Origin of the sequence: Streptomyces sp. QH1-20 (assembly GCF_041283565.1) — a bacterium.
Lineage (GTDB): Bacteria > Actinomycetota > Actinomycetes > Streptomycetales > Streptomycetaceae > Streptomyces > Streptomyces syringius.
Genome location: NZ_CP166300.1, coordinates 218,923 through 243,363, shown reverse-complemented (window position 1 = coordinate 243,363; position 24,441 = coordinate 218,923). Strand labels below are relative to the sequence as shown.

Genomic DNA, 24,441 nt, shown 5'->3' with positions numbered 1-24,441 from the left:
ATCGGTCAGGTTCCCAGACCGTGGCCCGCGGTGCTGCTCTTCCTCGTGAGGCGCGGGGGCCGGGGTCGGCCGTATCCCACAGCCCGGCTGCGAGATCGTCGGGTGACGAGCACGTCTCGGATGTACGCCAGCTGGTCCGCCTTCAGGTGCGCTAGGTGCGCGACGATCGGGCCGCCCTGGCGGCGTAGGGCCCCGCACTAGGTCGGGGGCCTGGTCGATCGCGAGGCGGGCTTCGCGGTCCGCCTCCAGCAGGACGGTCCCGCCGGCCTCGACGTCGGCGCTGAGATCCGCAAGCCGCCCGGCCAGCAGCACCCCATGGGCGACCGCGGATACGCAGCACAGTACGTCGCCCGCCCCCGGCTCCGGGGAGCTCGGGAACGGGCCGCGGGTGCACTCACAGATGATGGGTAGCGGGCGCCGGTCCGGTCACGCGTCGACGGCGCCCGCTCGTCTCGGAGCGTGCGTGGACGGCCTCCACACCGTTCAGGCAGCGAGCGATCACGAACAGCCAGGTGGAGCGCGTTCCGCCCGGCACCCCGCGGGGATCACGGAGCGGATAAGCGTTCGTAGCTCAGACCCGGGCCGCTTCGACGGGCACAGCCCGCGTCCGGAAGTATGTGCTCGTTGCTCAGAGGGGGGTCCGGAGCTCATTCTGGTGGTATGTCGCGTGGACCGGGACGCATTCAGCGGGCTGTTCTCGCCATCCTGCGCGGGGAGCCAGGGGGCCGCAACGAGGTGGACGGTGCTCCGCTGTTCGCCCCGGTGACCACGCTGGCACGTCGCGTCTACGCGGTGGAGGAGCCCACCGACGCGCAGCGGGCCTCCGTGCGCCGCGCCCTGCGCCGCCTGGAGGCCGACGGTCTTGTTGAGGTCCAGCGGATGGACGCGGGGCGCAGCTACCGGCAGCGCAGAGCGCACCCGCGGCGTGTGTCCCGCGCTACGAGGAGCGGCTGGCGGCCTGCAGCGGGGAAGGGTGTGAGGGGTGCGCGGCGGGCGGCCGGGCCTCGACCTACTTCACCACCGACGTGGTCGCGATGTTCGTCGACCACTTCGGCACCCTCCTGGAGGCCGACCGGGAGCTCTGGCGGGCCACCGTCCGGGGATGGCACCTGTACTCCGTGCCGCTGCCCCGGCCGGCCGGGGACTACCGGACCTACCCGATCGAGATCACCGAGCTGTGCGCACGGCGCGCGCTGAGCACGGACGAACGCGCACGAGCCGAGCAGCAGCTGCGCACCTTCGTGGCGCCGCACATGGCCGCCGTCCAAGCACTGCGGGGCTCGTGACTGCCAGGCACTCAGTCCTTCAACATCTTGTCGCGCACCGGGATCCAGTCCAGGGCGGACCGGATGCCGTCCTCCAGGGACAGCTTCGGCGCCCACCCCAGCAGTTCGGCCGCCCGGTCGCTCTTGGTGTAGCCGCCGGCCACGTCACCGGGCCGTGGGTCGGCATCGATGGTCTGCAGGGGTGTGCTGACAACGTGGTTGAAGGCGTCGCACAGCTCCCGGACCGTGGTGCCAGGGCCGGTGCCGAGATTGATTGCGATCGAGCGCGTGGTCTCCGTGAGGATGGAGTCGAAGCGCTCGATCGCCGCGATGTGGGCGGCGGCGAGGTCCCAGACGTGCACGTCCTCCCGGATGCCCGTGCCGTCGCGCGTCGGGTAGCCCGTCCCGGTGATGGGGAACGGGCGGCCTTCCTGGTGCGCCTGGATGAGCACACCCAGGGCGTGGCTAGGCCGCTTGAGCTGGAGACCGGTACGCAGCTCGGGGTCGGCCCCACTGGGTTGAAGTACCGCAGCGACAGCACCCGCCACCAGGTGATCAGGGGGACAGCACTGGCCGTGATGCCGCCGTCAGTCAGAAACCGTCCCCGAGGTGGTAACACCTGTTACCGTATAAGGATGGCGAAGACACAACTCGGAGCTCGGGTCGACGAAGAGGTCGCGGAACTGGCCCGCCGACGGGCAGCGGACCGCAACCTGTCGCTCGGCGACTACCTGGCGCAGCTGGTGATGGAGGACGCGAGCGGGATCCGTGAGCGTGCCATGGCCGCGGCCGCGCGGTTCCTCGAGGATCACGGCGCTGTTTTCGATGAGGCAGAAGAGGCGCAGCAGGCTGGGCCGGGGGCGCGCGCCGCCTGATGGAACTGCATATCGATGTGGCCTGGATCCTGCAGGTCGCCCAGATCGCCGGCGTCCGAGACCCCTCACCCGACGATTACGGGGTGCCGGTCGCCGCGTGCGCCCGCCACCAGGCCGAGCTTCTCGACCACCCCGTCTATGACGGCCCTTACGCGCGCGCTGCCGCCCTGGTCCACACGCTGGGCCGGTGCCGCTGGCTGGAGCGCTCGAACCTCACCGTCGCCGCCGCCAGCGGCGTGATGTACCTCGAAGCCTCCGGCATCTCCGTCAAACCCACCCGCACCGACGCCACCGCCCTCCGCGACCTACTCCTCAACCCCAACTGCACCGCACCCCAGATCGCAACGCTCCTGCGCTCCTGGCCCACCGCAAGCTGAACGCCCCACCGGCAGAACCACCGCGGGGCACTCCCGGAAATGGTCGCGAGCACGGCCGAGGGCGTCGCCTTTCCGGGCGAGCCGTACGCCGTCGGGCGGCGGGCCCCCAAGCCTGGTGCCCGGCTGGGGGAGGGGTGGGGTGGCTCGCGGGCCCCGGTTACCGGGACCTCAAGAACCTGTTTAACCAGGCCCGCGAACGCCTTACCGACCAGGGAAGTTTCTACATCCTGCTGTCCACCCACTCGGACCTCGCCCACCTTGGGCACCCTCATCGAACAGGCTGGCTTCCGGGCCCGAAGTGTCGCACGACGCTCCATTCCCTTCGAGACCTTCGTCATTTGCCGGCTTGACCGCATCTGATGCAAGTGGAAAGCGAGGAGTCGTCCTGGACGAGATCGTGTACCCCTTCCCCTCCTGCCCATTTACGGGCGAACCCCCCACACTGCCCGACGGTCCGGTCTTCCGGGCCAGGCTGCCCCGGGGAGACGTGGTATGGATCGTGACCGGATACGAGGAAGTGCGGGCCGCACTCAACCACCCCCAGCTCGGACGCGACCTTACGGCGGACGACCCCCACATGGGCGTCGAAGCCTCGCTGACCGGCGCCCTGCGCGACCGTACGCTCCTGCTGGACGGTCCCGCCCACGCCCAGCTGCGCCGGCTCGCGGCAAAGCCCCTGACGGCCGGCCGAGTGGCCGAGCTACGCCCCCGCATCCGGACACTGACACATCGTCTCCTCGACAGCATCGAGGAGACGGGAGCCCCGGCAGACCTGGTGTCCGACTTGGCGTTCCCCCTGCCGCTGGCCGTGCTGTGCGACCTTCTGGGGATCCCCGCCGACGACGGGCCGGCGTTCCGCCGGTGGGCCGACCGCATGACGACCATCGAGGCGGTGCCCGAGGAGGAGACCCTCACCGCACTCCACACGATGTTCGGCTACCTGACCGAGCACCTGGAGCACAAGCGCGCACACCCCGAGCAGGATCTGCTCAGCGCCTGGCTGACAGCCCAGGAAGCCGACGACCGGCTCACCGACATGGAGATCGTCCAACTCGCCTTCAGCGTCCTGTTCGCGGGTTACGAGTCCACCGCCGCCGCCATCAGCGCATGCGTCTACGGACTGCTGCGCCAGCCCCGACAGCTCAGCCTCCTGCGCACGTCACCGGAGCTGGTGCCCAACGCGGTCCGCGCACTCATGCGCTCGCAGCTGGCCACTCCCTACTACCGCGTCCTGCTGGCACGCGGCGACTTCCAGTTCGCCGGGGTGACGATCAAACGCGGCGACGGAGTGATGCCGCTGACCTGGGCCGCCCAGCGCGACCCGGTGCGCTTCCCGGCCGCCGGCTCCCTCGACATCCGCCGTGGCGGGGAAGGCCCATCGGACTTCGTCTTCGGCCACGGCCCGCATGCCTGCCTGGGCGCCACGCTGGCCACCACCATGGTCGAGACGGCCCTGGCCGAGCTGCTCCTCCGCCTCCCCGGCCTGCACCCTGCGGTCCCACTGCACACGCTCAGCTGGCACACCGACCGATTCCCCGGCGGAGGACTGCAACACCTTGCCGTCCGCTGGTAACCAACCCTGCCTACCGTTCGACCGGCGCACCACACCCAAGAGAGCCCTCGTCTGGTGGCAGCCCCAATAGCAGACCCAGCCGAGGCGAGGGGGCGGCTCGTGCGGTTCCGCCCACAAGACACATACGGGAGTTATCGAGATGAAGCGCCAGCAGGTGAGAATCGCTGCTATGAACGAGACGTCTTTCCCCGCAGCCGCCCCCGTCAGTGTCGCGCGAGGGTGGAGATACGCGACGGTGGGGGTACTGGGCGGGGGCTCGTTCTCGGAGTCCTGACCAATCTCGCCCAGGGCTGGCTCCCCGCCCCCTGGGATCAAATCCCCAATTCAGGTGCCGTCTGGTCTACCGTCGCGTTCATCGCCGGAGCCCTGCTGGCCAGGTGGGCGTCCCTGCGCGTGGCGGCTGTAGCCGGCCTGCTGGCCGAGGTCGGCCTGGTAGCCGGGTACTACGGCTACGCGGAGTTCGGCCGCGACGGCATGGGCGATCTCACCTTTCCCCTGCTGTGGCTGACGCTGGCCTGCGTCGCCGGACCGCTCTTCGGTGTTGCGGGCGTCTGGTGGCGGCGAAGCCGCACCGTACGGCGCCGTGTGACCGGGCTGGCCTCGCTCGCGGGCGTTTTCGGCATGGAGGGCATCGACTACGCGTGGACCTTGCACTACACCTCCCAGGCGTGGGCCTGCCTGGCGGTGGCGCTCCTGGCCTCGCTGCTGATGGCCGCAGCCACAAGGAGCGGGCGCTGACCCTCGGTACTGCCGCCGCCTTCTCCCTCCTGGCCTATGCAGCCATCGAGCTTCCTTTCCAGCACTTCTCTGCGTGACGTCGGCGCACCCGAGGGGATACCGACCAGTAACTTCCGTGTCCAGCCCGTCCCGCGCTGTGCCTCGCGGCTCCAGCGCGCCGCAGGATGCATGTTCCTCGTCGGCGCCTGAAGGGGCGGGTTTCGTCGCGGGACCTGAGGAAACGAGAACGGCCGGTTGCCCCATTGGGGGCAGCCGCGCCTGACCGCACTCCGGATCCGCCCCGGCGGGTTGCTGGCGCAAAGTTGGCGGGAGTGAGCGAGGGGGCGGACAGCGCCGCTTAGGACGGGTGACGCCTTCTGTTCACCGGGTGAGCACACGGAGGGAATGCGTGTCCGGAGTTGGCTGCTCCTGGGGCGGGGTATGGGGATTCGTTGGCCGATCGGGCCACGGTGCCCATTACCGTTCGTAATGTTGGCGTACCGCAGCGTTCAGCCGGTAGCGTCCTGAGGCATGAGATAAGCCCTGGCGGGGCGTCAACCGGTGCCAGGGCCTTCTCTTCTTGTTCGCTTCGATCCTGGAGGGCTCTATGCCTCCTGACCGTGTACTGCCTCAGTCCCTGCAGGGGCTTGTTCCGCAGCGGCTCGACGTTAACATCCCGCAGCTCAGGCGTGGTGAAACCTGGGAAGTTCATGACTTGACGGTCAACATCCAGCTGGGTGCGCTCATCTTGCTGCTGGGGCTGGTGGCGGTGGTGGTCTATGCGCCTGCCGCGCGGCCGTTCGCGGGGGTTGCGCTGCTCGTCCTGCTGCCGTCGGTGAGCCGCTCCCACCTGCGATACCGGCGCTTGCACGGTAGGTGACGTGGTATCGGCTGCCGGGCTGGTGCGTGGTGCACCAGCCCGGCAGCCCTGTGATCAGCGGCCGTTCCGGCCGGACCGCGCAGGGCATCGCCGTGCCGGAGAATTCGTTCCGGCATGCCGCAGATGTTCCTGCTGCCCGCGATGAAACCCCGCACCAGCACACCCCCCGAGAGGGTTACCTCCTGATGACCAACGGCGCGGGCAGGGCGGCTGCCTGCCACAACCCTGCATGCCATAACCGCGTGGCGCCGTCCACCGGGTCGGGGCGGCCGAGGAAGTACTGCAGCGATGAGTGCCGCAAGTCCTTCTACCGTGCCACCAGCACCGCCTCGCCCGAAGCCGAGCGCCACGACGGCTACGTCCAGCAGATCCTGGACGAGCTGTCCCAGAAGGTCGACCGGCTCCGTAATCTCGCGCACGCTGACCGCACTGAGCTCACCGAGCTCACCGAGCCCGACTACCTACGCGTACTCTCCCTCGCCCTGCTCCAAAAATCGGCCGAGGTGGCCAAGGACCTCCAGGACCTGGACGCAGCCCTCGCGCAGCAGGCGCGTGACCGGGGCGTCAAGGTCAGCGATATCGCCAGCACCCGCAGCGTCAGCGTCGACAAGGTCAGCCGGGACTGGCCGGCCGACAGCATCGACCGGCGCATGAACCAGCGTCGGCAGCGCACCCGCCAGCACCCCAGCGGCCTGACGGGTATCCCGGGCCTCCCGGAGGCGGGCTTCTTCCTTCCCGCCCACCACCGTGCGGCGGACCCGGACATCCCCCAGTACGGGGACGACTCCACCGAGGGACCACCGGGCAAGGGCGACGGGGCGACGCTGGCCCGCGCCCTTTCCCACCTCCAGCGCTCGTGCAACAAGTCCCTGCGCGCGCTGGGAGCGGAAGCCGGCGTCAGCGGGTCCTACGTCTCCCGTGTCCTGTCCGGCGAACGGCGCCCCTCGTGGAAGATCGCCCGGAAGCTGGTCACCGCCTGCGACGGCGACCCCGCCGAGATCCGCCGACTGTGGGAAGTGGCCCGTGGCCGCGTCACCAGCGCCCCCGAGGAACCCGGCGCGTTCCACGCCGCGCTGCGGGGCCTGTACCTGTCAGCCGCCTGCCCCGACCCCGCCACCCTCCACCTCTCCAGCCACGGACTGCTGAGCCTGGGCGAGATCACCGCCGCCCTCCGCGGACACCGAGTCCCCGAATGGACCACCGTCGACCGCCTCGTCCACGCCCTCCACAGCAAACCCAGCACCATCCGCCCGCTCTGGGACAACGCCCGCTGCACCCAGCCACCCGACCGCACTCACCTCACCCCGGGCCGCGGCATCCCCTGTTCTACGGCCGCCTCCGCCTGACCAGTGGACGGAGGCCGGGCACCAACGACGGGCGGGACCGAGGTCGAGCCACCTGACTTCCCATGTCCCCCGACGGTCTCGACGCGCCGGTCGCCCTCTGCGGGGCACGCCGTCGACGTTCCGGTGTGACTATTCGCTGGTCCGAGTGGCGTAAAGGCTGTTCCCCCCTGCGGTGTACGGGGTGGTGGATACCAAGGGGCATATGAGGATGCGTTGCGTGCGTGGTGGGCTGGCCGTTGCACTGGCGGTCGCGTCGCTGTGGTGTGCTCCCTCGGCAGGGGCAGCGGCGGATGTGTCGGTGCCCCTGCGGGAGGCGGTCGCCTCGCTGCCAGAGGCGCCGGAGTCGCGGGCGGGGTACGACCGGGCGCGGGAGTTCGGCGGCTGGACCGATGCCGATCACGACGGATGCAACACCCGTCAGGAGGTGCTGCTCGAGGAGGCCGTCCAGGCGCCCACCGTCAGCGGTCGCTGTCAGATCGCCGGCGGCCAGTGGTACTCCTACTACGACGACCAGTACGTCACCGGCCCCGCCGGTCTGGACATCGACCACATGGTGCCTCTCGCCGAGGCCTGGGACTCCGGCGCCTCGAAGTGGCCCCGCGAGCAGCGCGTCGCCTACGCCAACGACCTCTCCGACCCACGCCACCTGGTCGCGGTCACCGCGCGGTCCAACCGGTAGAAGGCCGACCAGGACCCCGCCGAATGGCTACGCGTGGTCGCCGAAGCAAGGTGCCGCTACATCACCGAGTGGACGTCGGTGAAGATCCGCTGGTCCCTTACCGTGGACCCGGCCGAGAAGCAGGCCCTCACCGGCTACGCAGCTGAGTGTCCCAACGCACCCGTCACCGTGAGCCCCCGAGCCTGACCCCTTGCTGCGCAAGGACACGCTCCCGAACTTGCTCCCCGCGCCCTGTTGCTCCGCCGACAGCCGTGCACCTTCCCACCGCCGGGGCGGCTCTCACCGCCTGCGCTCCGGCCATCACCCGCGCGCTTCCTGGGGGGGGGAGTCAGGGGCGGGGTGGCTGAGCCGCGTGAGGCCCGTGGTGCCAGCTTCGTCGTCTCACCGCCGGGTAACGGGCGTGGGGGGCGAGGGGCGCGCGAAGTCCCCCAACGCGAGACGTTGGGGGACTTCGGCTCAGCGGCAGGCCCGGAGCTGGCTTTCCGGGCGGTCTGTTTCTGACCGTGGCCCGAGTGTCAGCTGTGGGCCGTGTGGCGGGATCGGTTCTGGTACTTGAGGCGGCCGAGGTGGACCGTCTCGGTGACGGCGAGCCCCCAGAAGACGGCGGAGGCCCATGCCGACACTCCGTCGGAGTGCGAGGTGGCGGCCAGCACCTGGAGGAGAACCAGGGTGAGGACTCCCGCGAAGAGCGCGAAGGTATCGGTGTAGGCGCCGAGCCTGTCGCTTCGGCTGCGTGTGCCGCGGTGGGAGAGGTATACCTCCGTGCACACGGTTGCCGCGCAGAACGCCGCTACGCCTGTCCACAGCCACCAGTTCACTGGACGCTCCTTTCACTGCCGCACGCCACCGTTGTGGTGTCGGGCACGAGGGTTATCAGTTGCAGCCGCCGCTGTACACGCCGGGGACGAAGATTCCCGCCGCGAACTTGATCTTCAGGCAGTACCCGTCCGAGTTCGCCTCAACCGCCTTGGCGGTCACCATGGCGGCGTTGACCCGGTACAGGACGTTCAGCGGCGGCGGGAGAAGGCCCACCGACAGGGCAGCGGTCGCTCCGTAGATGGCGATGCTCTTGGTCTCGCCCTTGGTGAAGTACGCGGTGCCGGTGACGTTGCCCCAGGTGATCTTGGGGTCGGCCACGACGGGGAAGGCGGTGTCCTTGTTCGTCTCGATCTGCTGGACGAGCTGGTTGCCGTCCAGCTTGTAGCTGGTGGCGACGGGCTTGCCGTGGGCGTCCTTGGCCCAGGGGGCCTCGATCGCGCCGACGGTCATGCTGACGCCCTGGCCGGCCGGCTTGACGACGTGGTAGCCGCCGGTGGCGTCCGGGATGACCCGGGCGTCCTTGGGCAGGTTGAGGGTGAAGCGCTGCTCGGTGGGCGCGGCGGCGTTCTTGAGGGTGACGAGGGTGCGGGCGCCGCCGTCGGTGGTGGGCTGGACGGCGAGGTCGGTGGACGTGGCGACGTCGGAGTAGACGACGGTGCCCGAGCCGGCCTTGACGCCGGTCACGTCCTTGGCCTTCGCCATCTGCAGGCTCAGGGAGGTGCCGTCGGCGGCGGTCGCCTTGACGTCCCCGGAGGAGGCGCGGGGAGCGGTGACGGTGACCGTGCCCGCTTCGGTGCTGGTGGTGGCCTTGGCGGCGCTGTCGGTGGCCTGCTCGGAGGGGGCGAGGTCGCCGGTGCCGGTGGCCTGCTCGACGACGGCAGCGGCGCGCGCGGCACCGTCCGCCTCGGCAAAAGCCGGCGAGGCAGAGCCCAGCAGGGTCAGGGCCGTCGCGAGGGAAACGCAGGATATGACGCTGTTGACGGCAGTTCTCCGGACCGTACGCACAAGTTTCTCCAGATTCTCGATGCCGCGAATCACTGCAAAGCACCCGGTGGCGGGTGATTGCTCGCGTTGACGATCAAGAAGCTAGACGGCGGCCGTAGCGCCCCAATACCCAAAAACCACTTACACGCCAGCATTCCCTCCAGACACAACCCGGCCCATTCTGGGCATAGCAGAAAAACGCCTGGGCGGTTTGAGATGAGTGGTGCGTACGGCGAGCCCCAGACTGGAAGGCAACACCCCCATCACAGACGGCGCTTGAGAGATCGCGTCCCGTAACTACCTGGCGCCCTGAACATCCCCCCGAGCACGCACGGCGACCACGGCCTCTGCCTGACTTGGCCGGAAGACGGTCGCCGCAGATGCTGCCCCTTGCCCTACGCCACACCAGCTGCGAAGCGCCGAGAGCCTGGACGGCCCCGCGCCGTGAACCTTCCCCTGGTGGGGCCACGTGGCAGGCTGCCTCGAGGTGGCCGCCCGGATTCCGGGCGTGCGTCGGCCCTCCCGTGGGGAGGGCCGGGAGGGCGGCGCGGCCCCCGCCCGTGAGACAGCCCATGGGCGGGGGCGAGCGGGGGTTCTCCGCCTGGGGGAGGCGGGAGATCACCGCTGACTCAGCATGGCACTGGAATCAGCCATACAACAGGGGAGTGGCTGGATTTCGCGGGTGGAGCGGATATGTCTGCCCGGAACGCCTGACAGGCATCCTTCGAGCGGGCTCGCCCACCGAGGCAGGTCGACTGGAGCACCTTGGAGGCGGCAGACTCGGGGGGAGACGGAAGGGGTACAGCGATGAGCGCACAACCGGTGCACTACGGCGACAGCGGGGCGCCGTCGATCCCGCGCACCCAGAACGGTGTAGCGGAGGCGCTGCCGCCGGCGGACCGGATGGAGTTCTACCGGGAGATCGGACAGGCGGACGAGCACGAGCTGCTGGGCGTACTGCGCCGCTGGTGGCTGCGGGCGACGATGTACGCCGACCCGCTGCCGGAGTCGGTCCGCACCGCTGTTGAGAACGGGACTGCACCCGGCCGCCCTGCGGCCGCAGTGATCAGCGAGGCTCTGGCCGCGCGCGAGGCGGACAGCCGGTGAGCGATGAGTACCACAAGCAGGACGACGGCGAAGGCGAAGACGACCGGATCCAGCTTTCGCCCGCCGCGCTCCCGCTGCTTTCCCCCGAGGTCTCGGCCTCGGTTTTCTCCGCCGTTATGAACCTGATGGTGGAATTGCGTGAGCATCCGGTGCCGCCGCTGGCGCGGCCGGTCCCGGGGCGTCCGGGCTGGTTCTCGGCCCCGCTTGCCCGGGACGCCGGCCTGGCCGAGTACCACGTGCGTGAGGGTGAACCGGGCGACGACGGCCCGCGGATCTACGTCGCCCGTATCGTGATCTCGGACGACTGGCCCGATTTCTGAACAGGCGCGACGACGGCAACAGGGCCATGAGCCCGCGATGAAGATCAGAAGGCGGTCCGGCGGGAGCTTCCTCCCGCCGGACCGCTTTTGAGTTCCAGGCCCGGAGAGTGAGGTGCTGGACTGGTGAGCAGTCTGACTGGTACATGAACTCCGGTTCGCGAGCCCGCGCATCAGCCCCTCGGGCGCGATAGCGTGGACGCCCTGATGACCGCCGTTTTTCATGATCCGGCAGGAGCTCCCCGCGTGCCCGGTGAACCCGCGCAGAGCGAGATCTGCACTCTCACGCGCAGTTTCGAGCTAGCAGGGGAGCGGACCGACCGTGAGTTCGGGATCGTCAAGGGCGACCTCACCGCGTTGCGGCTCCAGGTCAGCAATTTTGATCAGAGGATCAGCACTCTCGGCTCGAAGGTGGACGAGCTCGCCGACGAGATGCGCGGCCTGAGCGAAAAGTTCGGCCACCTGAGCGCGAAGGTCGACCGCAACCAGACAAAGATCGTCGAGCTGCTCACGCGCCTGGTCGACAAGAGCACGGACGCCAGCTGATCACCGTGCTGGCGCCGCAAACAGCCGCAGCGGTCATCGACACCCAGGCCGCGCTGCGCCGGGAGGTGCGGGAAGGCTTCGCCAAGATCAACGGCCGTTTCGACGCCCTTGAGGGGAAGATCGAAGCTCTCGACAAGAAGATCGACCGGAACCAGACCCAGATCATCGAGCTGCTGACGGCGCTGGTGGGCAGGGATCCCGGTACCGCGTAGGCACGCTGCGCGATCAAGAGCAACGAAAGGCCCGGCGAGGCGGCTCTCGCTGGGCCTTTCTGCAGCGCGGCGGGGTGCCCGCAGCTACCGTCATCCGCCATGGACATGAACACGCTGCTGTACCGGTACTGGGTGGAGGGCATGACGGTGGCGGTGGGCTGTGTGCTGGCGGCATTGCGCTGGTGGACGGAACCGCGCGCCGCTGGTGTGATCATGCTTGCGGTCGTGGTCGGGGTACTGCGGGCATGGTCCGGGTTCTCCGGGCTGGGCAACACGGTGTGGGCGGGCAGCGTCGGGCAGGACATGACCTGGCGCACCTACCGCGACCCCGACGTGGCGGTGGCAAAGGACAGGATCCGCGACAAGGACTCCGAGTTCCTGATCAGCCAGATGCGCCGGGTCGAAGAGCGGGTGGAGGCATTCGCCGGGGAGACCGGCATGGAGCGGATCTCGCTTTCGGTCGCCGGTGGGCGGATCGGCACGTGGAACGCGGCGTCCTCTGTCCGCTTCGGACGGCGCGGGCATGTCACCCTGGGGCACATCTGGCTGTGGCCCGAGCGCAATGCCGTGATGCCGTACATCCTGGAGCACGAGCTCGCCCATCTGCGGCGGCGCGACTCCCACACCAGGACCGCCGCCGCCGTCCTCGGGGTGGTGCTCATGGTGCTGTGCACGGCCCTGCTCCCACTGGACCGGGCCACCGCCGCGCTGGCCGGGCTGGGTGTGCTGCGGGTGGCGTACCTGTGGTGGTCCGAGCTGGCCTGTGACCGGGCCGCGGCCCGCCGCTGCGGCCGCGAGATGGCGGTCGCGTCCTGGCAGCAGGAGCTGGAGGACGCCCGCCTTGTCCCGCCGGTCCGGCGCCTGTTCTTCGCGTTCCTGGCACTGCGGTCCCACCCACCGCTGCGACTTCGCCTGTGGCTGTCCCGCCTCGCCCCGCCCGCGGATCGTGACTGTGCCCTGCCCCTGGCCAGGGGAATCCGGCGCTGAGGACCCAACTCCCAGACGTGAGGGCGGCCCTGGCGGCTAGGACGGCGTGTTCAGGTGAGCCCGGCGGGCGGTGACGAGGGTGCGCCAGCCTTCTTCTACGGCGCCGTGGCTGGTCAGCCAGCGGACGTGAGGGGAGGGCGTGCGGGAGATGTCTCCCATGGCGGCGGCAATGTCCGTGAAGTACGCGAAGTCGCCGTCGGCAGTGAGGCTGTTCAGCCGTTCGACGGTGGCAGCCAGGTCGTCGCCGGCGCCGCGGACGGCGTGGTGGAAGGCAAGGCCGAGTTCCAGGAACCGGATCAGGTAGGGGAGCCCGGCGTTGTCGATGTCGGTGTGCAGGTTCTGGGCGCGGTCGGTGACGCCGGGGGTTCCGGCGTCCTTGATCAGGGCGACGATGTGGGCGAGGAGGGTGTTGGCACGCTGGTCGAGGCCGTCGAGGAGCTGGTGAGCGAGGGCGAGCTCGTCGTCGGCGCGGTCGGGATCGGCGAAGGAGACGGCGAGGGCGAGGCGGACCTGCGTCATGACGCGCTCACCAGCAGCACCGTGCTGCTCGGCTTCGACGCGGCCGGCTTCGAAGGCGGCGATGGCCTGGGCGGTGTGGGCGTGGGACCAGTGGATGTCGCCGAGGACGCGGTGGTGGCGGCCTTCCCAGCCCAGGGTGGGGACGGCGGCCAGGGCGGTGGGGAAGTCCCCGGCAAGGCGGGCGAGGTTGGCCAAGCCGCGGCGGGCCTTGGGGGCGAGGCGGCCGCCGGTGTCGGCGACCTGCTGCATGCCGGTGCGGGCGGCGTCGTTCTGGCTGAGGTCCTTGTGGGCCTTGGCCCGGTAGTACAGGGCCATCTCCGTCAGTTCGCTGGGCAGCAGGCCGGTGTCGAGGATGGCAGTGAGACGGTCGGCGGTGTGCTGGCGGTGCTCGTGCTGGCGTCGGGCGATCGCGGTGAGGAGCTCGGCCACGGCATCCGCGGGGGTGTCCGGTGCCGGGCCGTTTGGGGTGGGCAGGGCGAGGGGTTCCCAGACGGAGTCGTCGGTGTAGACGAAGGCGGCGTCGATGAGCCAGCCCAGGCCGGTCAGGCGGTGGTCACGGGCCAGGCGCAGGCCCTGGCGCAGGCAGGCCACGAGGAGTATTCGGCTGGGGGCGAGGGCGGCAGCGTTCGTCCATTGGTCGCCGAGGGCGGCCAGGGCGCGGGTGGCGGCCTGGTGCCAGTCAGCGTTCGTCCAGCGGTCGTCGCTGTGCTCGTCCTCGCGTACGGCGCTGCGGATCGCGCGGTGCAGGTGGTAGGGCCACAGGGCGTAGGTGTTCTCGGTGACCAGCGGCCGTTCGGCCAGGCGCCGGGCCGGTGCCTGGTGGGTAAGGCCGGCCGTTTTGGTCGCCAAGTCGAGGTCGAAGGCGTCCAGCAGGGAGACGGAGCGCAGCAGGTGCCGTTCCTCAGCGGTGAGGTCGGAGAGGGTGCGGGCGAGAAGGGCGGGGAAGGTGCAGTCGAAGTCGTCCGGAGTGGGGGTGCGGCCGGTGCGGCGGATCTCCAGGAACCGGCTGACGGCGAGGTCGAGGTGGAGGGGCAGGCCGTGGGAGCGGGCGGTGATCGCGTCCCGGATGTCGGCGTTGATGAGGGGCTGGCCGTCTTGGACCAGGCGGCGGGCGAGGTGGGCCTCGCAGTCCTCGGGGGAGAGGTCGCCGATCAGGTGCTGGCGGGCGCCGGAGCCGGCGGTCCGGGGCTGGGGGGCCGTCAGGGACGACGCAGAGGCGGCGGCCAGGCCGGGCCAGGCGGCGGGGCCGGTCCAGTCGAGCTGGCCGTGCAGCGCGGGGTCGGCCCACTGCAGGCGGCTGCGGCCGCCGATGACGAAGAGCACGTTGGGCATGAGCCAGACGAGGCGCTGCAGTAGCCGCTCGAAGTCCCGGTGCCGGTCCGCGGTCTCCTCGAAGGTGTCCAGCAGGACCACCGGGACGACGCTCTTCTTCGCGGGCAGGCGGTTGAGGTCCCAGGCCAGCAGGTGCGGGTAGTAGGACAGCGCTTCCAGGTCCGGGGTGGCTTCCAGCAGGGCCGCGGTCCGGGTGGCGCCGGCCAGGGCCTGGGCGCGTTCCTGGCGTTCGCGCAGGGCTTGGACGAGTGCGGAGGTGAGTTGTCCGGCGGCGGAGCCGACCAGGCCGGGCAGGGCCAGGGCGGCTGCGACCTCACCGACGCCGGCCCGCAGCTGCTGCGGCAGCATATTCGCGAAGCGGCCCGCCAGGCCGGAACGTCGGACGTACTCCTCCAGAGGCTCCCCGGGGTGCACGTGTTCCCAGTAGTGGCGCAGCGCCACGTCGAAGGAGGGCAGTGGGCGGCCCAGGGCCCCGGCGAGCGCGAGGCGGATCGTCAGGATCACCCGCTCGAAGTCTGAGCCGGCTGACGCGGCCCGGGACAGGTCGATCCGGATGGGCAGCACCCGCTCCGTCCAGGTGGGAGCGCCCCACTGCTCGGGGCGGTGCTCGGCGGTGGTGAGTGCGGCCTCGACCTTGCGGAGCAGGGTCGACTTGCCGACGCCGCCCACACCGTGGAAGACGAGCACGTTACGGCGGGGGACCTCGAGGTCCTCGACGTCGAAGGACCCGCTGGCGATGCGGCGCAGGTGCTCCTCCAGCGCGGCGGCCACCGCAACCCACTGGCCGTGCCGGTCGGTGAACGCCTCCGAGACCTCGAACGCCGACGGGTCGTTGGAGCTGAACAGCGCACGCAGGTTGTCGGCCATGGTCCCCCCACAGGTGATCGTCTAGGCCCCAACCTATGCCGCCCGCCGGGCCGGCCGCGGCCGCTCCGGCGGGCCCGTCCGGAGGACGCTGGTGGTGGACGGAATATCGGCCACGGCCGACAATGATCCTTTTGTCGTCTCCCCGTGAAGAGGTTGGTTCCCATGCCCGATCCGGCAGTCCCCTCCAGCTCTCCCGAGCCGGCCGACCCGGCCGCCGCCTATCAGGCCGCCTCCGACGCCGTGGCGCAGGTGATCGCCTGGTACAGCCAGCAGCTGCTCGCCGAGCGGCGCTCACCCGCCCCCGCCCCCGAGCGCCTCAACCGGCTGATCGCCGAGCACGCGCAATGCGTGCGGGACCGGGCGGGGCTGGAGGATGCCGCGCCCGCAGAGGTCGCCCGCATCGCGTCGCTCTACGCGGCCCGGTTGAAGGAGCTGGAGGCCACCGGCCCATAGCGGTCGGCGTCTGCGCGGGCTAAGGGGAGGGCAGCCACAGCGGTGGCCCCGGGAAGCCTGTGCGGCTGGAGGTGGGCGGGCATCAGCGCCCGTGCCAGCCGGGCGATCTGCTCCACGTCGTGGCGGTAGTGCGGCAGCTCGGCCCGCAGGCGGCGCTGGAGGGCCCAGAACCGGTCCGCTTCCCGGGGCGTGTAGGGGCGGTTCTGCTCGGCGAGTAGGGCGGCCGCCGCGCCCGTAGGCCGTGACCAGGCGCGCTGCGGGGTGCGGTCGTTGTGGTAGAGGACGGTGCCGTCGCGCCCCCACACCATGACGGAGTCGGCCACCGGCACCTGCTCGGCCGCGGCGACCGCGTCGGCGAGCACCGCGAAGTGGTGGTCGTGCCCGGAGGTGGTGGTGAACCGGCCACGGCCTCCCAGCCGGTTCACGTCGGCGCAGCGCACCGCGGTGCCCTGCCGGGAGTCCGCAGCCCGCACAGCCAGCACCACCAACTCCACCCGGTAGCCCGCCCGCCGGTAGGCCATCGCTCCCTCCACGAAGCCAGCCGCGCTGCTGGGGGCGATCTCGATCGTCACATCCCCGCGCCGCTCCCGCACACACGCCTCGGCCATGGCCTGCCAGGCTCGGTAGTCCGCCCGGATACGTTCCCCGGCTGTCCGTGGCTCCTCGCGCAGCAGGGTGTAGTAGTCGGGGTGGTACGACTTGAAGTCGTCGCCGCTGATCCGGGTGGGCCGCCCACGCAGCGCCCGGTGCAGCACCCGGGCCTGGCTGGTCTTGCCGGAGCCGGGCTGGCCCATCACGTACACCGCGACCGGCCGTTCCTGCGGGGTGATGTCCCCCAAGAGGGTTGGGGCGATCAGCACGTCGAAGACCCAGCGGTGCTCCTCGGCGGAGAGCCGGTGGTAGTCGACGCCGGGCGCCTCCCGCCGGGCCTGTGCGGTGCGCCGTAGCGGCTCGGCAAGCGCGGCGGCGCGTTCGCCGTCGCGCCGTACGGCTAGCGCCCAGTCCTCGGGCAGCCGCGGATCGTGCGCACGCCGGTCGGCATCGGCGAGCTGGCGGCGGAAGACGCCGGTCTCCGCCGCGCTCCAGGGGCGTAACCGCTCGGCCAGCAGCGCCTCGCGCGCACCGACCGGGTGGCGCCAGTGGCCTTCGGGCGTGAGGTCGTTGGCGTACAAGACTTCGCCGGCGCGCCGGACGACGACGATCCGGTCGGCCAGGCGCCCGGCCTCGAGGTCGGCAAGGACCGTGGGCAGCGCGGCCGCGCAGGCGTCGTGATTGTCCCACCCCACGTACCGGGCCCGGCCCTCCTCGGCGAGGCGCAGATACCGGTCCAGGACACCCAGCTGGGACACGGCCTCCGGCACGGCCAGGGCCACGACCTCGATCCGGTACCCGGCCGCGCGGTAGACGGCGAGCGTGGCCAGCCACCCGGCCGGGTCGGCGAGGGCCTCCTCCGCCACCACATCGAACCGGCGGCTGCGGGCGTGTGCTTCGGCTTCGGCCTGCCAGTGGTAGGTCTCCGGCCGCACCCGCACCCCGGCCGTCCGCACGTCCTCCGCCAGGAAGGCACCGTAGTGCGGGTGGAGGGTCTTGTATGTGTCCCGGTCCACCCGCACCGCACCGCCCCGCTGTTCAAGGGCGGCGTGCACCAGGTCCATTGCCAGCGTCTTGCCGCTGCCGGCCTGCCCAGCCACGAACACCACCACCGGGTGTTCCTGTGTCGCCGCGCCCGCCGTCGCCTTCGGCACGATCACCTTGGCGAGCAGCTCGCCGTACTTCTCCACCAACGTCTCCCGGCCGCGTTCGAGCTTTTCTGTCCCATCCGGTGTGGCCGTTCTGGCCCCGCAGACGACGTGGCGCGCGGGGACGGAACGGCCGGCGGTGCCGCCTACTCGGTGTCCAGCTTCTGGCGCAGCTGGTCCAGGGTGGATCCGTCGGGCGTTTGCCACAGGGTCCAGCCGTTGATGACGTTGCCCGTGACGGCTTCCGCTGCCTTCGACGGGGAGGGGAAGGGCGAGGAGTGGCCGTCGACGATGAGCTGGCCGTCGGCGGTCACGATCGCGCGGCCCGACCGGTTGGCGCGGCGCTGGTGGAAGGTGAGGACGGTGTCCGGCTTCAGCAGGCCGGCCTGCATCAGAGCGGCGAGCGGCCCGTGCGGGATGACGGGCGCGGTCGTGGCGCCGTCGGATCCGCCGCCGAGGGACAGAGTGACGTGGATGGTGTCGTCGCCGCTCGCGCTCGTGAGCCGGGCAATGACGGCGGGGTCGAAGTGGATGCTGAGTGTGGCCATGCGTTCTCCTGCCATCGGTGGCCCCAGGGCCTGTCTCGCTGACTTCCCCTTCGATCTTAAGCGGCGCAAGCAACTCGAATCAACTCTATGTCTCAGCAGTTCAGCAGAACTCGGAGAGGACCGCATGCGCGGTTCATGCGCGATTGAAGGCGCGAATCAATGCGCGATCCGCTATGATGTCCATTGGAGGTGACCTCTGTGTCCACTGAGAACGAGCTGTTCAGCGCCGTCGATGCGCTGCTGGAGCAAGTCGCGCAGGACGATCTGCCGGTCCCCGCAGAGCGCAAGCGTCTGCGTGAGGCCGCCGGCCTGAGTCAGGCGCAGATCGCCACGGCGCTGGACACCCGCCGGGAGGCCGTGGGGAACTGGGAGACCGGCAAGACGGAGCCGCGGCCGCCGAAGCGTGCCGCGTACGCCCGGCTGCTGGAGGGCCTCGCCCAGCGATTCCCTGCCCCGGCCGCCGACGCGCCCGCCGCTGCCCCGGCGCCCGTGGTCCCGGAGTCGTTCACCGGACCGACCCCGGAGCCAACCCCCACCCCCACCCCGGCCCCGGCGGCCGCCGCCATCCCGCCGTCCCGGCCGAAGGCGGCGGCGGGCAACACCGCCAAGCCGGCGGCCGCGTCGTCGCGGCGCCCGGGTGCGAAGAAGGCGGTGGCAAAGAAGGCCACGGCGCCGGCCGCCGTCGACCCGCGCTTCGAGAACGGCCCGCTCGCCGTCATCGACTGCGAGGACGGGCAGGTGTCGGCGTACTGCGTTGGCGGCCTGATCCTGGACGTGCCCGCCAAATCGATCCCGGCGCTGGTCGACTGGACGCTGACCGAGGCCCGGCTCGGGCAGGCCCGGCTACACCGCAACGGCCGCGACGCCGACCCGATCCTCGTCCTCACCGCGTCCGCGCTGGAGCGCTACGGCCTGCCGGTCACCCTGTCGGAGGAGGAGCGGCACGCGAGCCGACTCCCGGACAGCCACAAGGTGGTCAAGCAGATCACCAAGGCCGGCCTCCAGCTCACCCAGCGCGGCCTTGGGCCGTGGGCCCGCATCTACCAGGAGCCCGAGGGATCCCGGCGCCGCTGCGTCCAGCTGTGCATCCTGCCCTGGAACGCGCTGGACGCGAGGGAGTGGGACAAGAAGGACAACCCGCAGCTGCCGACGATGCACCCGGCCGACCTCGCCCGCTACCTCGGCCTGTACGCGGAGCGGGTGATGACGCCACGCGGCAGCACCGCGACGACCGGCCTGGAGCTGATGGTCGCGCTGCGCCCGCCGACCCGTGCGGAGAAGGACGAGGCCACCGGCGAGTTCAAGCGGGCCTTCAACGACGACGCGCTCACCGCGCTGTATCCCGTGGTGGAGTGCGAGGTCCCCGACGAGCACCCGATCCTCAAGGGGAAGTTCGCCCGGCACCACCTGCGCACCCCGGCTGAAATGCTGATGGAGGAGCCCTACGACTGGTGCCGGCCGCTGACCGATGAGGAGTGCATGAACCAGTTTCTGGTCGCGGTCGACATCAACATGTCGTTCGCCGCGGCCGCGAACGGGCTCACCGTCGGGCTGAACGGGCCGACCCATCTCAAGGACAGCCCGAAGTTCGATGCGTCGCTGCCCGGCTCGTGGCTGGTCGACCTCTCGCACGTCGACCTGTCCCGCGTGGAGATCAACGGCCGCACTGTCGACGGGGACCGGCTTCCCAGCCCGTTCACGCCGAAGGGCGACCGCCCGACCGGCCCGGCCTGGTACGCCACACCCACCGTCGCCTACGCGGTGGAGCTCGGCTCCGACGTCGCGCCGATCGAGGCGTACGTGCGCACCCAGACCGGGCGCTACCTGGACTCCTGGTACAAGCGACTGCGCGACGCGTACGTGGAGACGATGGCCGACCTCGGCGTCACCACCGACCTCACCGGCCAGGAGTTCCTGGACGCGATGGCGCGGCGCAAGCAGGTCGACCCGACGATGGCGCTGCTGGAGACCGCGATCAAAGCGACGGCGAAGGGCGGCATCGGCAAGCTGCGCCAGCGCAGCCGGGGCCAGGTGCCCTACTACGAGGAGTACCCGGCGCTGAAGCGAGAGACCTGGCGCCCCGACATCCGGGCCGCCGTGCTCGCCAGCCAGCGCGTAGGCCTGCACCGCAAGCTGCTGAAGACGGCGGCCGCCGCCGACCTGTACCCGACCTCCATCGGCACCGACGCGATCGTCTACCCCTCACCCGGCCCATCCCCGCTGGACATCCTGCCGCTCACCGACGAAGGCAAGCCGGTGCCGGGCACGTTCCGGCTCGGGGTCTCGCCCGGCATGGTCAAGCACCAGGGAACCCAGACGGTCCTGTGGGCGGAATCGCTGTTCGAGGAGCGCGGCGGCGTGTTCAACATCGCCAACCTCATCAAGACCGACCAGAGCGCCGGAGAAGGGGAGTAACCCATGGTCGCCTCGCTCGGGGAGAGCCTGGACCGCGCGCTGGAGGGGGCGTTCACCCGCCGCACCCCGCAGAGCGCCCAGGCGCAGATGAAGTACCTGGTCAAGCAGCTCAAGGGCACCAAGGCCGCCGCACAGGCACTCGGGATCTCCCAGCGCACCGTGGAGCGGTACGTCGCGGGCAAGCTCAAGCGGCCCCGCCAGGAGCTGCGCGGCCGCCTGGAGCGCGAGGTCAAGAAGCGATGGCAGCCTCAGATCCGCGCGAAGGCGCGGAAGAAGGCGGCGTCCACGGACGGGCTGGTCGTCTCCACCCGCGCCCGCTTCGGGTTCCACGCCGCGCCGGGCTCGAGCGACGACGGCCGGATCCGCGATATCACCCAGGCCTTGCCGCCCCAGTGGGCCGACCGCCTGTTCACCGCCCGCGAGCAGGGCGCCAACGAGCAGCAGCTCCAGCAGATCGCGGCGGACGGTCTCGCGGAGATGTACTTCCGCGCCAACAACACCCGGGCAAACGGCCTCGGGGTGGAGTTCACCGACGTGGAGCGGCTCGACATCCAGCTGTAGCAGCCCGGCGCCCATGAGGCCCCGCGCCAGCGCCAGAAGCGCGGTGTGGGGCCTCGTGCATAGATGCAGGGACGCGGCGCGGCTCCCGGACCGCCTCACTTCAGCCAGAATCTGCTTCCCCGTGGTCTCCGGTGATTCCAGCGAAGACGACTTTGCGGTCGGTGGCGCGGGCAGCACCGTATGCGGCAGCGGAGAGAAAGCTGTTGGCCCGTGCGAGATAGCGGAAGTCCTGGCCGCGGGCCGCCCAGAGAAGCATCTGAGCCGCGTTGACGCTCCGGTACGCAGCATCGACGAGTGCGCCGGAGCTGCACCCGCTTCCCGGGGGCATGGGGCTATCCAGATAAGAGATCCGTACGTCATGGTCGGCCGGGCCGATCAGAGCTACGACTTCGAGGAGATCTCGAACCCGCTTGAGGCTGGCTTCGATGTCTGCGTACACGTCCCGGCTCGTCGCAATCGCATCCCTGGCCTCGCATTCCAAGCATGCCTCTTCATCGCACCGATGCTCCTTCACCGTGGACGGCGGGATTGGAGAGGGCTTATATGGCTCGCCCTGATGGGGCAGTCGGGCAATGAAGTGCCCAACGTGATCAATCATGTCTTCCTCCACGAGACTACGATGGACCACACATTTGTGACACCTCGCTCAGAATCACCTGATCAGCCCAAGCACCTTCCGGTACCGACGGGTCAGCTGGCGTTGGCCTTCGGGTCGGCCAGCATTTCCGACGACCCGCGCATCGTCACGGGCCTCCCGGAAGGGGCGGCTGACCTGGTGCATAAGCTCTCGGGCATGAGCGAGGAGAGCCTGGGCGAGATTCTGGGCGACATCGAGCAGTCAATCCACGATTTCACCCGAGCCGAAGCCGTCCTCGCGGAAGCCGAGCAGCGGCGCGACCATACCCGGCAGGCCGTTCTGGAGCAGGTCGAGCGGCTGCATGCCAAGGTGGATGCCGTCCACGCCCCGGAGCTGATCGGGGTGCTCAGGCACCTGTACTGGCAGCAGCCCGGGATCCACGGACGCCCGCTGGCGGAAGCCGCCGGCCTCCACCTCAACGACATGCTCGCGGCGATCGGCCCGGCGCCTTCGGGGATCTTCTGCGCCGACTGCGGCACGGAACTGCTGCGCACCAGCCGCTCATGGAAGCCGCCGGCCCGGTACGGGCCGCCGCTGTGCCCGGACTGCCTGTCCCTGGAACGCGACGCGCGCTCCAGGAAGTGGCGGGTCGAAGGCCTGCGGTCCCGCATCGTCGCTGAGGCCCGGGTACAGGCGCGCGCCATGGACTGGCGCGCTGCTGCCGAGCTGGTGCTGGCTTTCCCGCCGCTGTCCCAGAAGGTCAGCCGCGGCAGCACCGCAGACCAGCAGGAAGGCGTCTGGCGCGGCTGGGAGAGCGCCCGGGTGATCCGCAACCGCCTGATCGCTTCCGCCGCCGCCGGCGACGACACGGTGGGCGTCGCCGTCGACGAGGCTCAGCTGCTAGTGGACACCGCGCTGCGGGTCGCCGACTGGGACACGGCCCGCACCCGCGACATCATCGACCCGATCACCCACGAACCGGCGCTCGCCCTGCTCACCCGACTGAACCGCGAGGTCCGCGCCACTGCTCAGGCCGCCCGGGAGCGCGCAGACGCCGCGTACCCGGAGGACTACGAGCCGACCGAGAACGATGAGAACGAGGCGTGGCACGGCGTCGGCAGGTGAGGGCTCACGCCCCAGGCCGGAGCGGGCAGGCAGCGTCAGGAAGGCTCGCCAGACGTTCGGCCGGAGCGTCGGCGGATGACGTCTGGCAACTGGGGTCTCAAGTCGGCGTAGGCCGGTTCGACTCCGACCCGTGTGAAGAATTCCTCTGACCGCCAGCGGGAAGAAGCCCAGAGACAGCTAGATCACCCTTAAGAGGCAGCCTGCCGCCCTCCTGATCAGCGTCCTGCGCGGCTAATCGCCGCCGTCGAATCCGGTGTCGAAGCCTCTCAGGACGGGCTCCCGCTCGGCGCTCGCTCCGCACAGGCTGCACAGGCGAACTCCCGGCCGCTCGGCGGCGGCGAGGGCCCGGTCCAGCGACAACCGGGGCGCGCTCGCCGCAGCCTCGGCGCAGTCGACAAGCGTGTACGACGCCTTGGGCGGCACCACGAGGGCCGCCCTGCTTCTGCAGCCCCAGCCCGAAGGCCGGCGCGGCACGAGCATCTGCTCGACGATCGAGAGGGCGGGCACGTGTTCTGTCGGCACGGCGTCGTACGCCACGCCGTCGACCGGCCGCACGTACTGCGGTACGGAAGCCACACCCTGTACTCGACGGGCTCCATCTCGCAAAGCGCCGGCGGCAGGCTTGTCCGCGTCGCACAGGGGACACAACTCAAGGTGGAACGGCCGCCCGGAAGCGTCGTTCTGCGGCATGACGACGCTGGAGATCAGACCACCACCGCACCGCGAGCACGACGGCAGTTGGCCGGATAGTTCGACGAGGCGCACACCGCACCTCCTCGCTCGTCTCGTTCGCTCGCCAAAGCCGCCGCGATCTACGGCGTCAACCCTCTATGCGCGGCACGGCTGGCGTGACCTGCCCGAACGCCAGACTCTGTCCACAGGTCCGGCAGGGCGGAATGATCACATGACTGCTGACGTCGTACTGCGCGCGGCCCGGACCCGCGCCAAGATCCTGGACGGCTTCGCCCGCGCGGAGCGGACCCTGTCCACCCGCGCCGCCCCGAAATCCGCACGAGCCCAGATGAAATTCCTTCGCACGCGGGAGGAGGGCTCCACCAAGACCCTGGCTGAGCGCCTGGGCCTCTCCCGCAAGACGGTGCAGCGCTACCTCTCAGGCGACTCCACCAAGCCGAACAAGCGCCTCCAGGAGGCGCTGGTGCAGGAGACCGAATCGGAGTGGCAACCGCAGGTCAGAGCACAGGCCAGGCAACGCGCGGCATCCTCGGGCGGGCTGGTCATCTCCTGCCGGGCGTACTTCGGCCTCGGTCCGGAAGGCACCTCGGACGCGGGCCGGGTACGGGACATCAGCGTGGCCGTCAGCCCCTCCCACGCGGCCGCCATCCTGGCCGCGCGGGAGGATGGTGCGACGGAGAGCGATCTACATGACGCGGTCGCGGAGGCCATCGCGGACGCCTATTTCCGGCGAGGCGGCGGTGGACGCGCGGGCCTGGAGGTGAAATTCGTAGACATGGAGTGGCTCGACATCCGGTTTTAGCAGCGCGGAATTCGAGCGTGCTGTAGACCTGTGTGACCGGCCCGCCGAACTGCATTACCGGACGGACTCTCGTTTCTGATTCCGAGCTGAAAGCGAGTCCTGATGAACACGTCCGACGGGTGGCGG

25 protein-coding genes and 2 pseudogenes are annotated in these 24,441 nt (G+C 70.4%); 18 read left to right on the top strand and 9 right to left on the bottom strand.

Annotation, left to right across the window (positions count from 1 at the left end):
* Positions 1-1,034 precede the first annotated feature (1,034 nt).
* Positions 1,035-1,286 (top strand): hypothetical protein, encoded by a 252-nt coding sequence (locus AB8O64_RS36535; RefSeq protein ID WP_370424271.1) that lies wholly within the window; start codon positions 1,035-1,037, stop codon positions 1,284-1,286.
* A gap of 11 nt (positions 1,287-1,297) precedes the next feature.
* Here the strand turns inward: AB8O64_RS36535 and AB8O64_RS36530 are convergent, their stop codons facing one another.
* Complete coding sequence (locus AB8O64_RS36530; RefSeq protein ID WP_370424270.1) at positions 1,298-1,813, bottom strand: hypothetical protein; 516 nt, start codon at positions 1,811-1,813, stop codon at positions 1,298-1,300.
* An 87-nt stretch (positions 1,814-1,900) separates the two neighbouring features.
* Between AB8O64_RS36530 and AB8O64_RS36525 the strand changes: the two genes are divergently transcribed.
* The 7 genes and pseudogenes from AB8O64_RS36525 to AB8O64_RS36495 all read left to right on the top strand — a co-directional run bounded on the left by AB8O64_RS36525 (position 1,901) and on the right by AB8O64_RS36495 (position 7,898).
* On the top strand, positions 1,901-2,140 hold the full coding sequence (locus AB8O64_RS36525; RefSeq protein WP_370424269.1) for a hypothetical protein: 240 nt from the start codon (positions 1,901-1,903) through the stop codon (positions 2,138-2,140).
* Positions 2,140-2,517, top strand: a complete 378-nt coding sequence (locus tag AB8O64_RS36520; RefSeq protein WP_370424268.1) for a fic family toxin-antitoxin system, toxin component — start codon at positions 2,140-2,142, stop codon at positions 2,515-2,517. The genes AB8O64_RS36525 and AB8O64_RS36520 overlap by 1 nt, the downstream gene beginning before the upstream one ends.
* A 499-nt stretch (positions 2,518-3,016) precedes the next feature.
* Positions 3,017-4,090, top strand: a complete 1,074-nt coding sequence (locus AB8O64_RS36515; RefSeq protein ID WP_370424267.1) for a cytochrome P450 — start codon at positions 3,017-3,019, stop codon at positions 4,088-4,090.
* A gap of 54 nt (positions 4,091-4,144) precedes the next feature.
* The gene (locus tag AB8O64_RS36510; protein WP_370424266.1) at positions 4,145-4,828 is read left to right on the top strand and encodes a DUF6518 family protein; all 684 of its coding nucleotides are present in this window, start codon (positions 4,145-4,147) and stop codon (positions 4,826-4,828) included.
* Positions 4,829-5,387: 559 nt separating this feature from the next.
* Positions 5,388-5,687 carry a hypothetical protein gene (locus AB8O64_RS36505; RefSeq protein WP_370424265.1) on the top strand — a complete coding sequence of 100 codons (300 nt, stop codon included), beginning with the start codon at positions 5,388-5,390 and terminating at the stop codon, positions 5,685-5,687.
* Positions 5,688-5,929: 242 nt separating this feature from the next.
* Positions 5,930-7,033, top strand: a complete 1,104-nt coding sequence (locus AB8O64_RS36500; RefSeq protein ID WP_370424264.1) for a helix-turn-helix domain-containing protein — start codon at positions 5,930-5,932, stop codon at positions 7,031-7,033.
* A 202-nt stretch (positions 7,034-7,235) separates the two neighbouring features.
* Positions 7,236-7,898 (top strand): annotated as a pseudogene (locus AB8O64_RS36495) (HNH endonuclease family protein).
* Between the two features lie 329 nt (positions 7,899-8,227).
* On the opposite strand, the gene AB8O64_RS36490 reads toward AB8O64_RS36495, so the two are convergent.
* Both AB8O64_RS36490 and AB8O64_RS36485 read right to left on the bottom strand, forming a co-directional pair.
* Positions 8,228-8,530 carry a hypothetical protein gene (locus tag AB8O64_RS36490; protein ID WP_370424263.1) on the bottom strand — a complete coding sequence of 101 codons (303 nt, stop codon included), beginning with the start codon at positions 8,528-8,530 and terminating at the stop codon, positions 8,228-8,230.
* A gap of 55 nt (positions 8,531-8,585) precedes the next feature.
* A complete protein-coding gene (locus AB8O64_RS36485) occupies positions 8,586-9,536 on the bottom strand; it encodes a hypothetical protein (RefSeq protein ID WP_370424262.1) in 951 nt (316 codons plus the stop codon).
* A gap of 786 nt (positions 9,537-10,322) precedes the next feature.
* Between AB8O64_RS36485 and AB8O64_RS36480 the strand changes: the two genes are divergently transcribed.
* The 5 genes from AB8O64_RS36480 (at position 10,323) to AB8O64_RS36460 (ending at position 12,684) form a co-directional block, all read left to right on the top strand.
* Positions 10,323-10,622: a hypothetical protein gene (locus tag AB8O64_RS36480; protein ID WP_370424261.1), complete on the top strand. Its 300-nt coding sequence runs from the start codon at positions 10,323-10,325 to the stop codon at positions 10,620-10,622.
* A complete protein-coding gene (locus tag AB8O64_RS36475) occupies positions 10,619-10,942 on the top strand; it encodes a hypothetical protein (RefSeq protein ID WP_370424260.1) in 324 nt (107 codons plus the stop codon). Before AB8O64_RS36480 ends, AB8O64_RS36475 begins: the two co-directional genes overlap by 4 nt.
* A gap of 243 nt (positions 10,943-11,185) precedes the next feature.
* A complete protein-coding gene (locus tag AB8O64_RS36470; RefSeq protein ID WP_370424259.1) occupies positions 11,186-11,485 on the top strand; it encodes a hypothetical protein in 300 nt (99 codons plus the stop codon).
* Positions 11,486-11,490: 5 nt separating this feature from the next.
* On the top strand, positions 11,491-11,697 hold the full coding sequence (locus AB8O64_RS36465; RefSeq protein ID WP_370424258.1) for a hypothetical protein: 207 nt from the start codon (positions 11,491-11,493) through the stop codon (positions 11,695-11,697).
* Between the two features lie 99 nt (positions 11,698-11,796).
* Positions 11,797-12,684: a hypothetical protein gene (locus AB8O64_RS36460; RefSeq protein WP_370424257.1), complete on the top strand. Its 888-nt coding sequence runs from the start codon at positions 11,797-11,799 to the stop codon at positions 12,682-12,684.
* A 36-nt stretch (positions 12,685-12,720) separates the two neighbouring features.
* Here AB8O64_RS36460 and AB8O64_RS36455 read toward each other — a convergent pair whose 3' ends face one another.
* Complete coding sequence (locus AB8O64_RS36455; protein WP_370424256.1) at positions 12,721-15,402, bottom strand: ATP/GTP-binding protein; 2,682 nt, start codon at positions 15,400-15,402, stop codon at positions 12,721-12,723.
* Positions 15,403-15,564: 162 nt separating this feature from the next.
* On the opposite strand from AB8O64_RS36455, the gene AB8O64_RS36450 reads away from it, so the two are divergent.
* A complete protein-coding gene (locus AB8O64_RS36450) occupies positions 15,565-15,855 on the top strand; it encodes a hypothetical protein (RefSeq protein WP_370424254.1) in 291 nt (96 codons plus the stop codon).
* Here the strand turns inward: AB8O64_RS36450 and AB8O64_RS36445 are convergent.
* Entirely contained in the window at positions 15,813-17,636 is a 1,824-nt protein-coding gene (locus tag AB8O64_RS36445) for a zeta toxin family protein (protein ID WP_370424253.1), read from the bottom strand. The two genes, AB8O64_RS36450 and AB8O64_RS36445, sit on opposite strands and share 43 nt — an antisense overlap.
* A 104-nt stretch (positions 17,637-17,740) precedes the next feature.
* Entirely contained in the window at positions 17,741-18,142 is a 402-nt protein-coding gene (locus AB8O64_RS36440) for a DUF4357 domain-containing protein (RefSeq protein WP_370424252.1), read from the bottom strand.
* Positions 18,143-18,340: 198 nt separating this feature from the next.
* On the opposite strand from AB8O64_RS36440, the gene AB8O64_RS36435 reads away from it, so the two are divergent.
* Both AB8O64_RS36435 and AB8O64_RS36430 read left to right on the top strand, forming a co-directional pair.
* On the top strand, positions 18,341-20,557 hold the full coding sequence (locus AB8O64_RS36435) for a helix-turn-helix transcriptional regulator (protein ID WP_370424251.1): 2,217 nt from the start codon (positions 18,341-18,343) through the stop codon (positions 20,555-20,557).
* A gap of 3 nt (positions 20,558-20,560) precedes the next feature.
* Positions 20,561-21,118 (top strand): XRE family transcriptional regulator, encoded by a 558-nt coding sequence (locus tag AB8O64_RS36430; protein ID WP_370424250.1) that lies wholly within the window; start codon positions 20,561-20,563, stop codon positions 21,116-21,118.
* A 100-nt stretch (positions 21,119-21,218) separates the two neighbouring features.
* Here AB8O64_RS36430 and AB8O64_RS36425 read toward each other — a convergent pair whose 3' ends face one another.
* Positions 21,219-21,728 carry a hypothetical protein gene (locus AB8O64_RS36425; RefSeq protein ID WP_370424249.1) on the bottom strand — a complete coding sequence of 170 codons (510 nt, stop codon included), beginning with the start codon at positions 21,726-21,728 and terminating at the stop codon, positions 21,219-21,221.
* Between the two features lie 183 nt (positions 21,729-21,911).
* Between AB8O64_RS36425 and AB8O64_RS36420 the strand changes: the two genes are divergently transcribed.
* Positions 21,912-22,820 (top strand): hypothetical protein, encoded by a 909-nt coding sequence (locus AB8O64_RS36420; RefSeq protein WP_370424248.1) that lies wholly within the window; start codon positions 21,912-21,914, stop codon positions 22,818-22,820.
* 231 nt (positions 22,821-23,051) lie between these two features.
* Here the strand turns inward: AB8O64_RS36420 and AB8O64_RS36415 are convergent, their stop codons facing one another.
* On the bottom strand, positions 23,052-23,396 hold the full coding sequence (locus AB8O64_RS36415) for a DUF6233 domain-containing protein (protein ID WP_370424393.1): 345 nt from the start codon (positions 23,394-23,396) through the stop codon (positions 23,052-23,054).
* A 39-nt stretch (positions 23,397-23,435) separates the two neighbouring features.
* Positions 23,436-23,585, bottom strand: a pseudogene (locus AB8O64_RS36410) (DUF6300 family protein); the annotation flags it as partial.
* 139 nt (positions 23,586-23,724) lie between these two features.
* On the opposite strand from AB8O64_RS36410, the gene AB8O64_RS36405 reads away from it, so the two are divergent.
* Positions 23,725-24,315 (top strand): HTH domain-containing protein, encoded by a 591-nt coding sequence (locus AB8O64_RS36405; protein WP_370424247.1) that lies wholly within the window; start codon positions 23,725-23,727, stop codon positions 24,313-24,315.
* Positions 24,316-24,441 lie beyond the last annotated feature (126 nt).

Excerpts from the sequence above, each read along its gene's own strand:
- AB8O64_RS36480 (WP_370424261.1), top strand. The coding sequence starts at position 10,323 with ATGAGCGCACAACCGGTGCACTACGGCGACAGCGGGGCGCCGTCGATC.
- AB8O64_RS36455 (WP_370424256.1), bottom strand. The coding sequence starts at position 15,402 with ATGGCCGACAACCTGCGTGCGCTGTTCAGCTCCAACGACCCGTCGGCG.
- AB8O64_RS36520 (WP_370424268.1), top strand. The coding sequence starts at position 2,140 with ATGGAACTGCATATCGATGTGGCCTGGATCCTGCAGGTCGCCCAGATC.
- AB8O64_RS36430 (WP_370424250.1), top strand. The coding sequence starts at position 20,561 with ATGGTCGCCTCGCTCGGGGAGAGCCTGGACCGCGCGCTGGAGGGGGCG.
- AB8O64_RS36440 (WP_370424252.1), bottom strand. The coding sequence starts at position 18,142 with ATGGCCACACTCAGCATCCACTTCGACCCCGCCGTCATTGCCCGGCTC.
- AB8O64_RS36450 (WP_370424254.1), top strand. The coding sequence starts at position 15,565 with ATGCCCGATCCGGCAGTCCCCTCCAGCTCTCCCGAGCCGGCCGACCCG.
- AB8O64_RS36460 (WP_370424257.1), top strand. The coding sequence starts at position 11,797 with ATGGACATGAACACGCTGCTGTACCGGTACTGGGTGGAGGGCATGACG.
- AB8O64_RS36535 (WP_370424271.1), top strand. The coding sequence starts at position 1,035 with ATGTTCGTCGACCACTTCGGCACCCTCCTGGAGGCCGACCGGGAGCTC.
- AB8O64_RS36525 (WP_370424269.1), top strand. The coding sequence starts at position 1,901 with ATGGCGAAGACACAACTCGGAGCTCGGGTCGACGAAGAGGTCGCGGAA.
- AB8O64_RS36420 (WP_370424248.1), top strand. The coding sequence starts at position 21,912 with ATGAGCGAGGAGAGCCTGGGCGAGATTCTGGGCGACATCGAGCAGTCA.
- AB8O64_RS36405 (WP_370424247.1), top strand. The coding sequence starts at position 23,725 with ATGACTGCTGACGTCGTACTGCGCGCGGCCCGGACCCGCGCCAAGATC.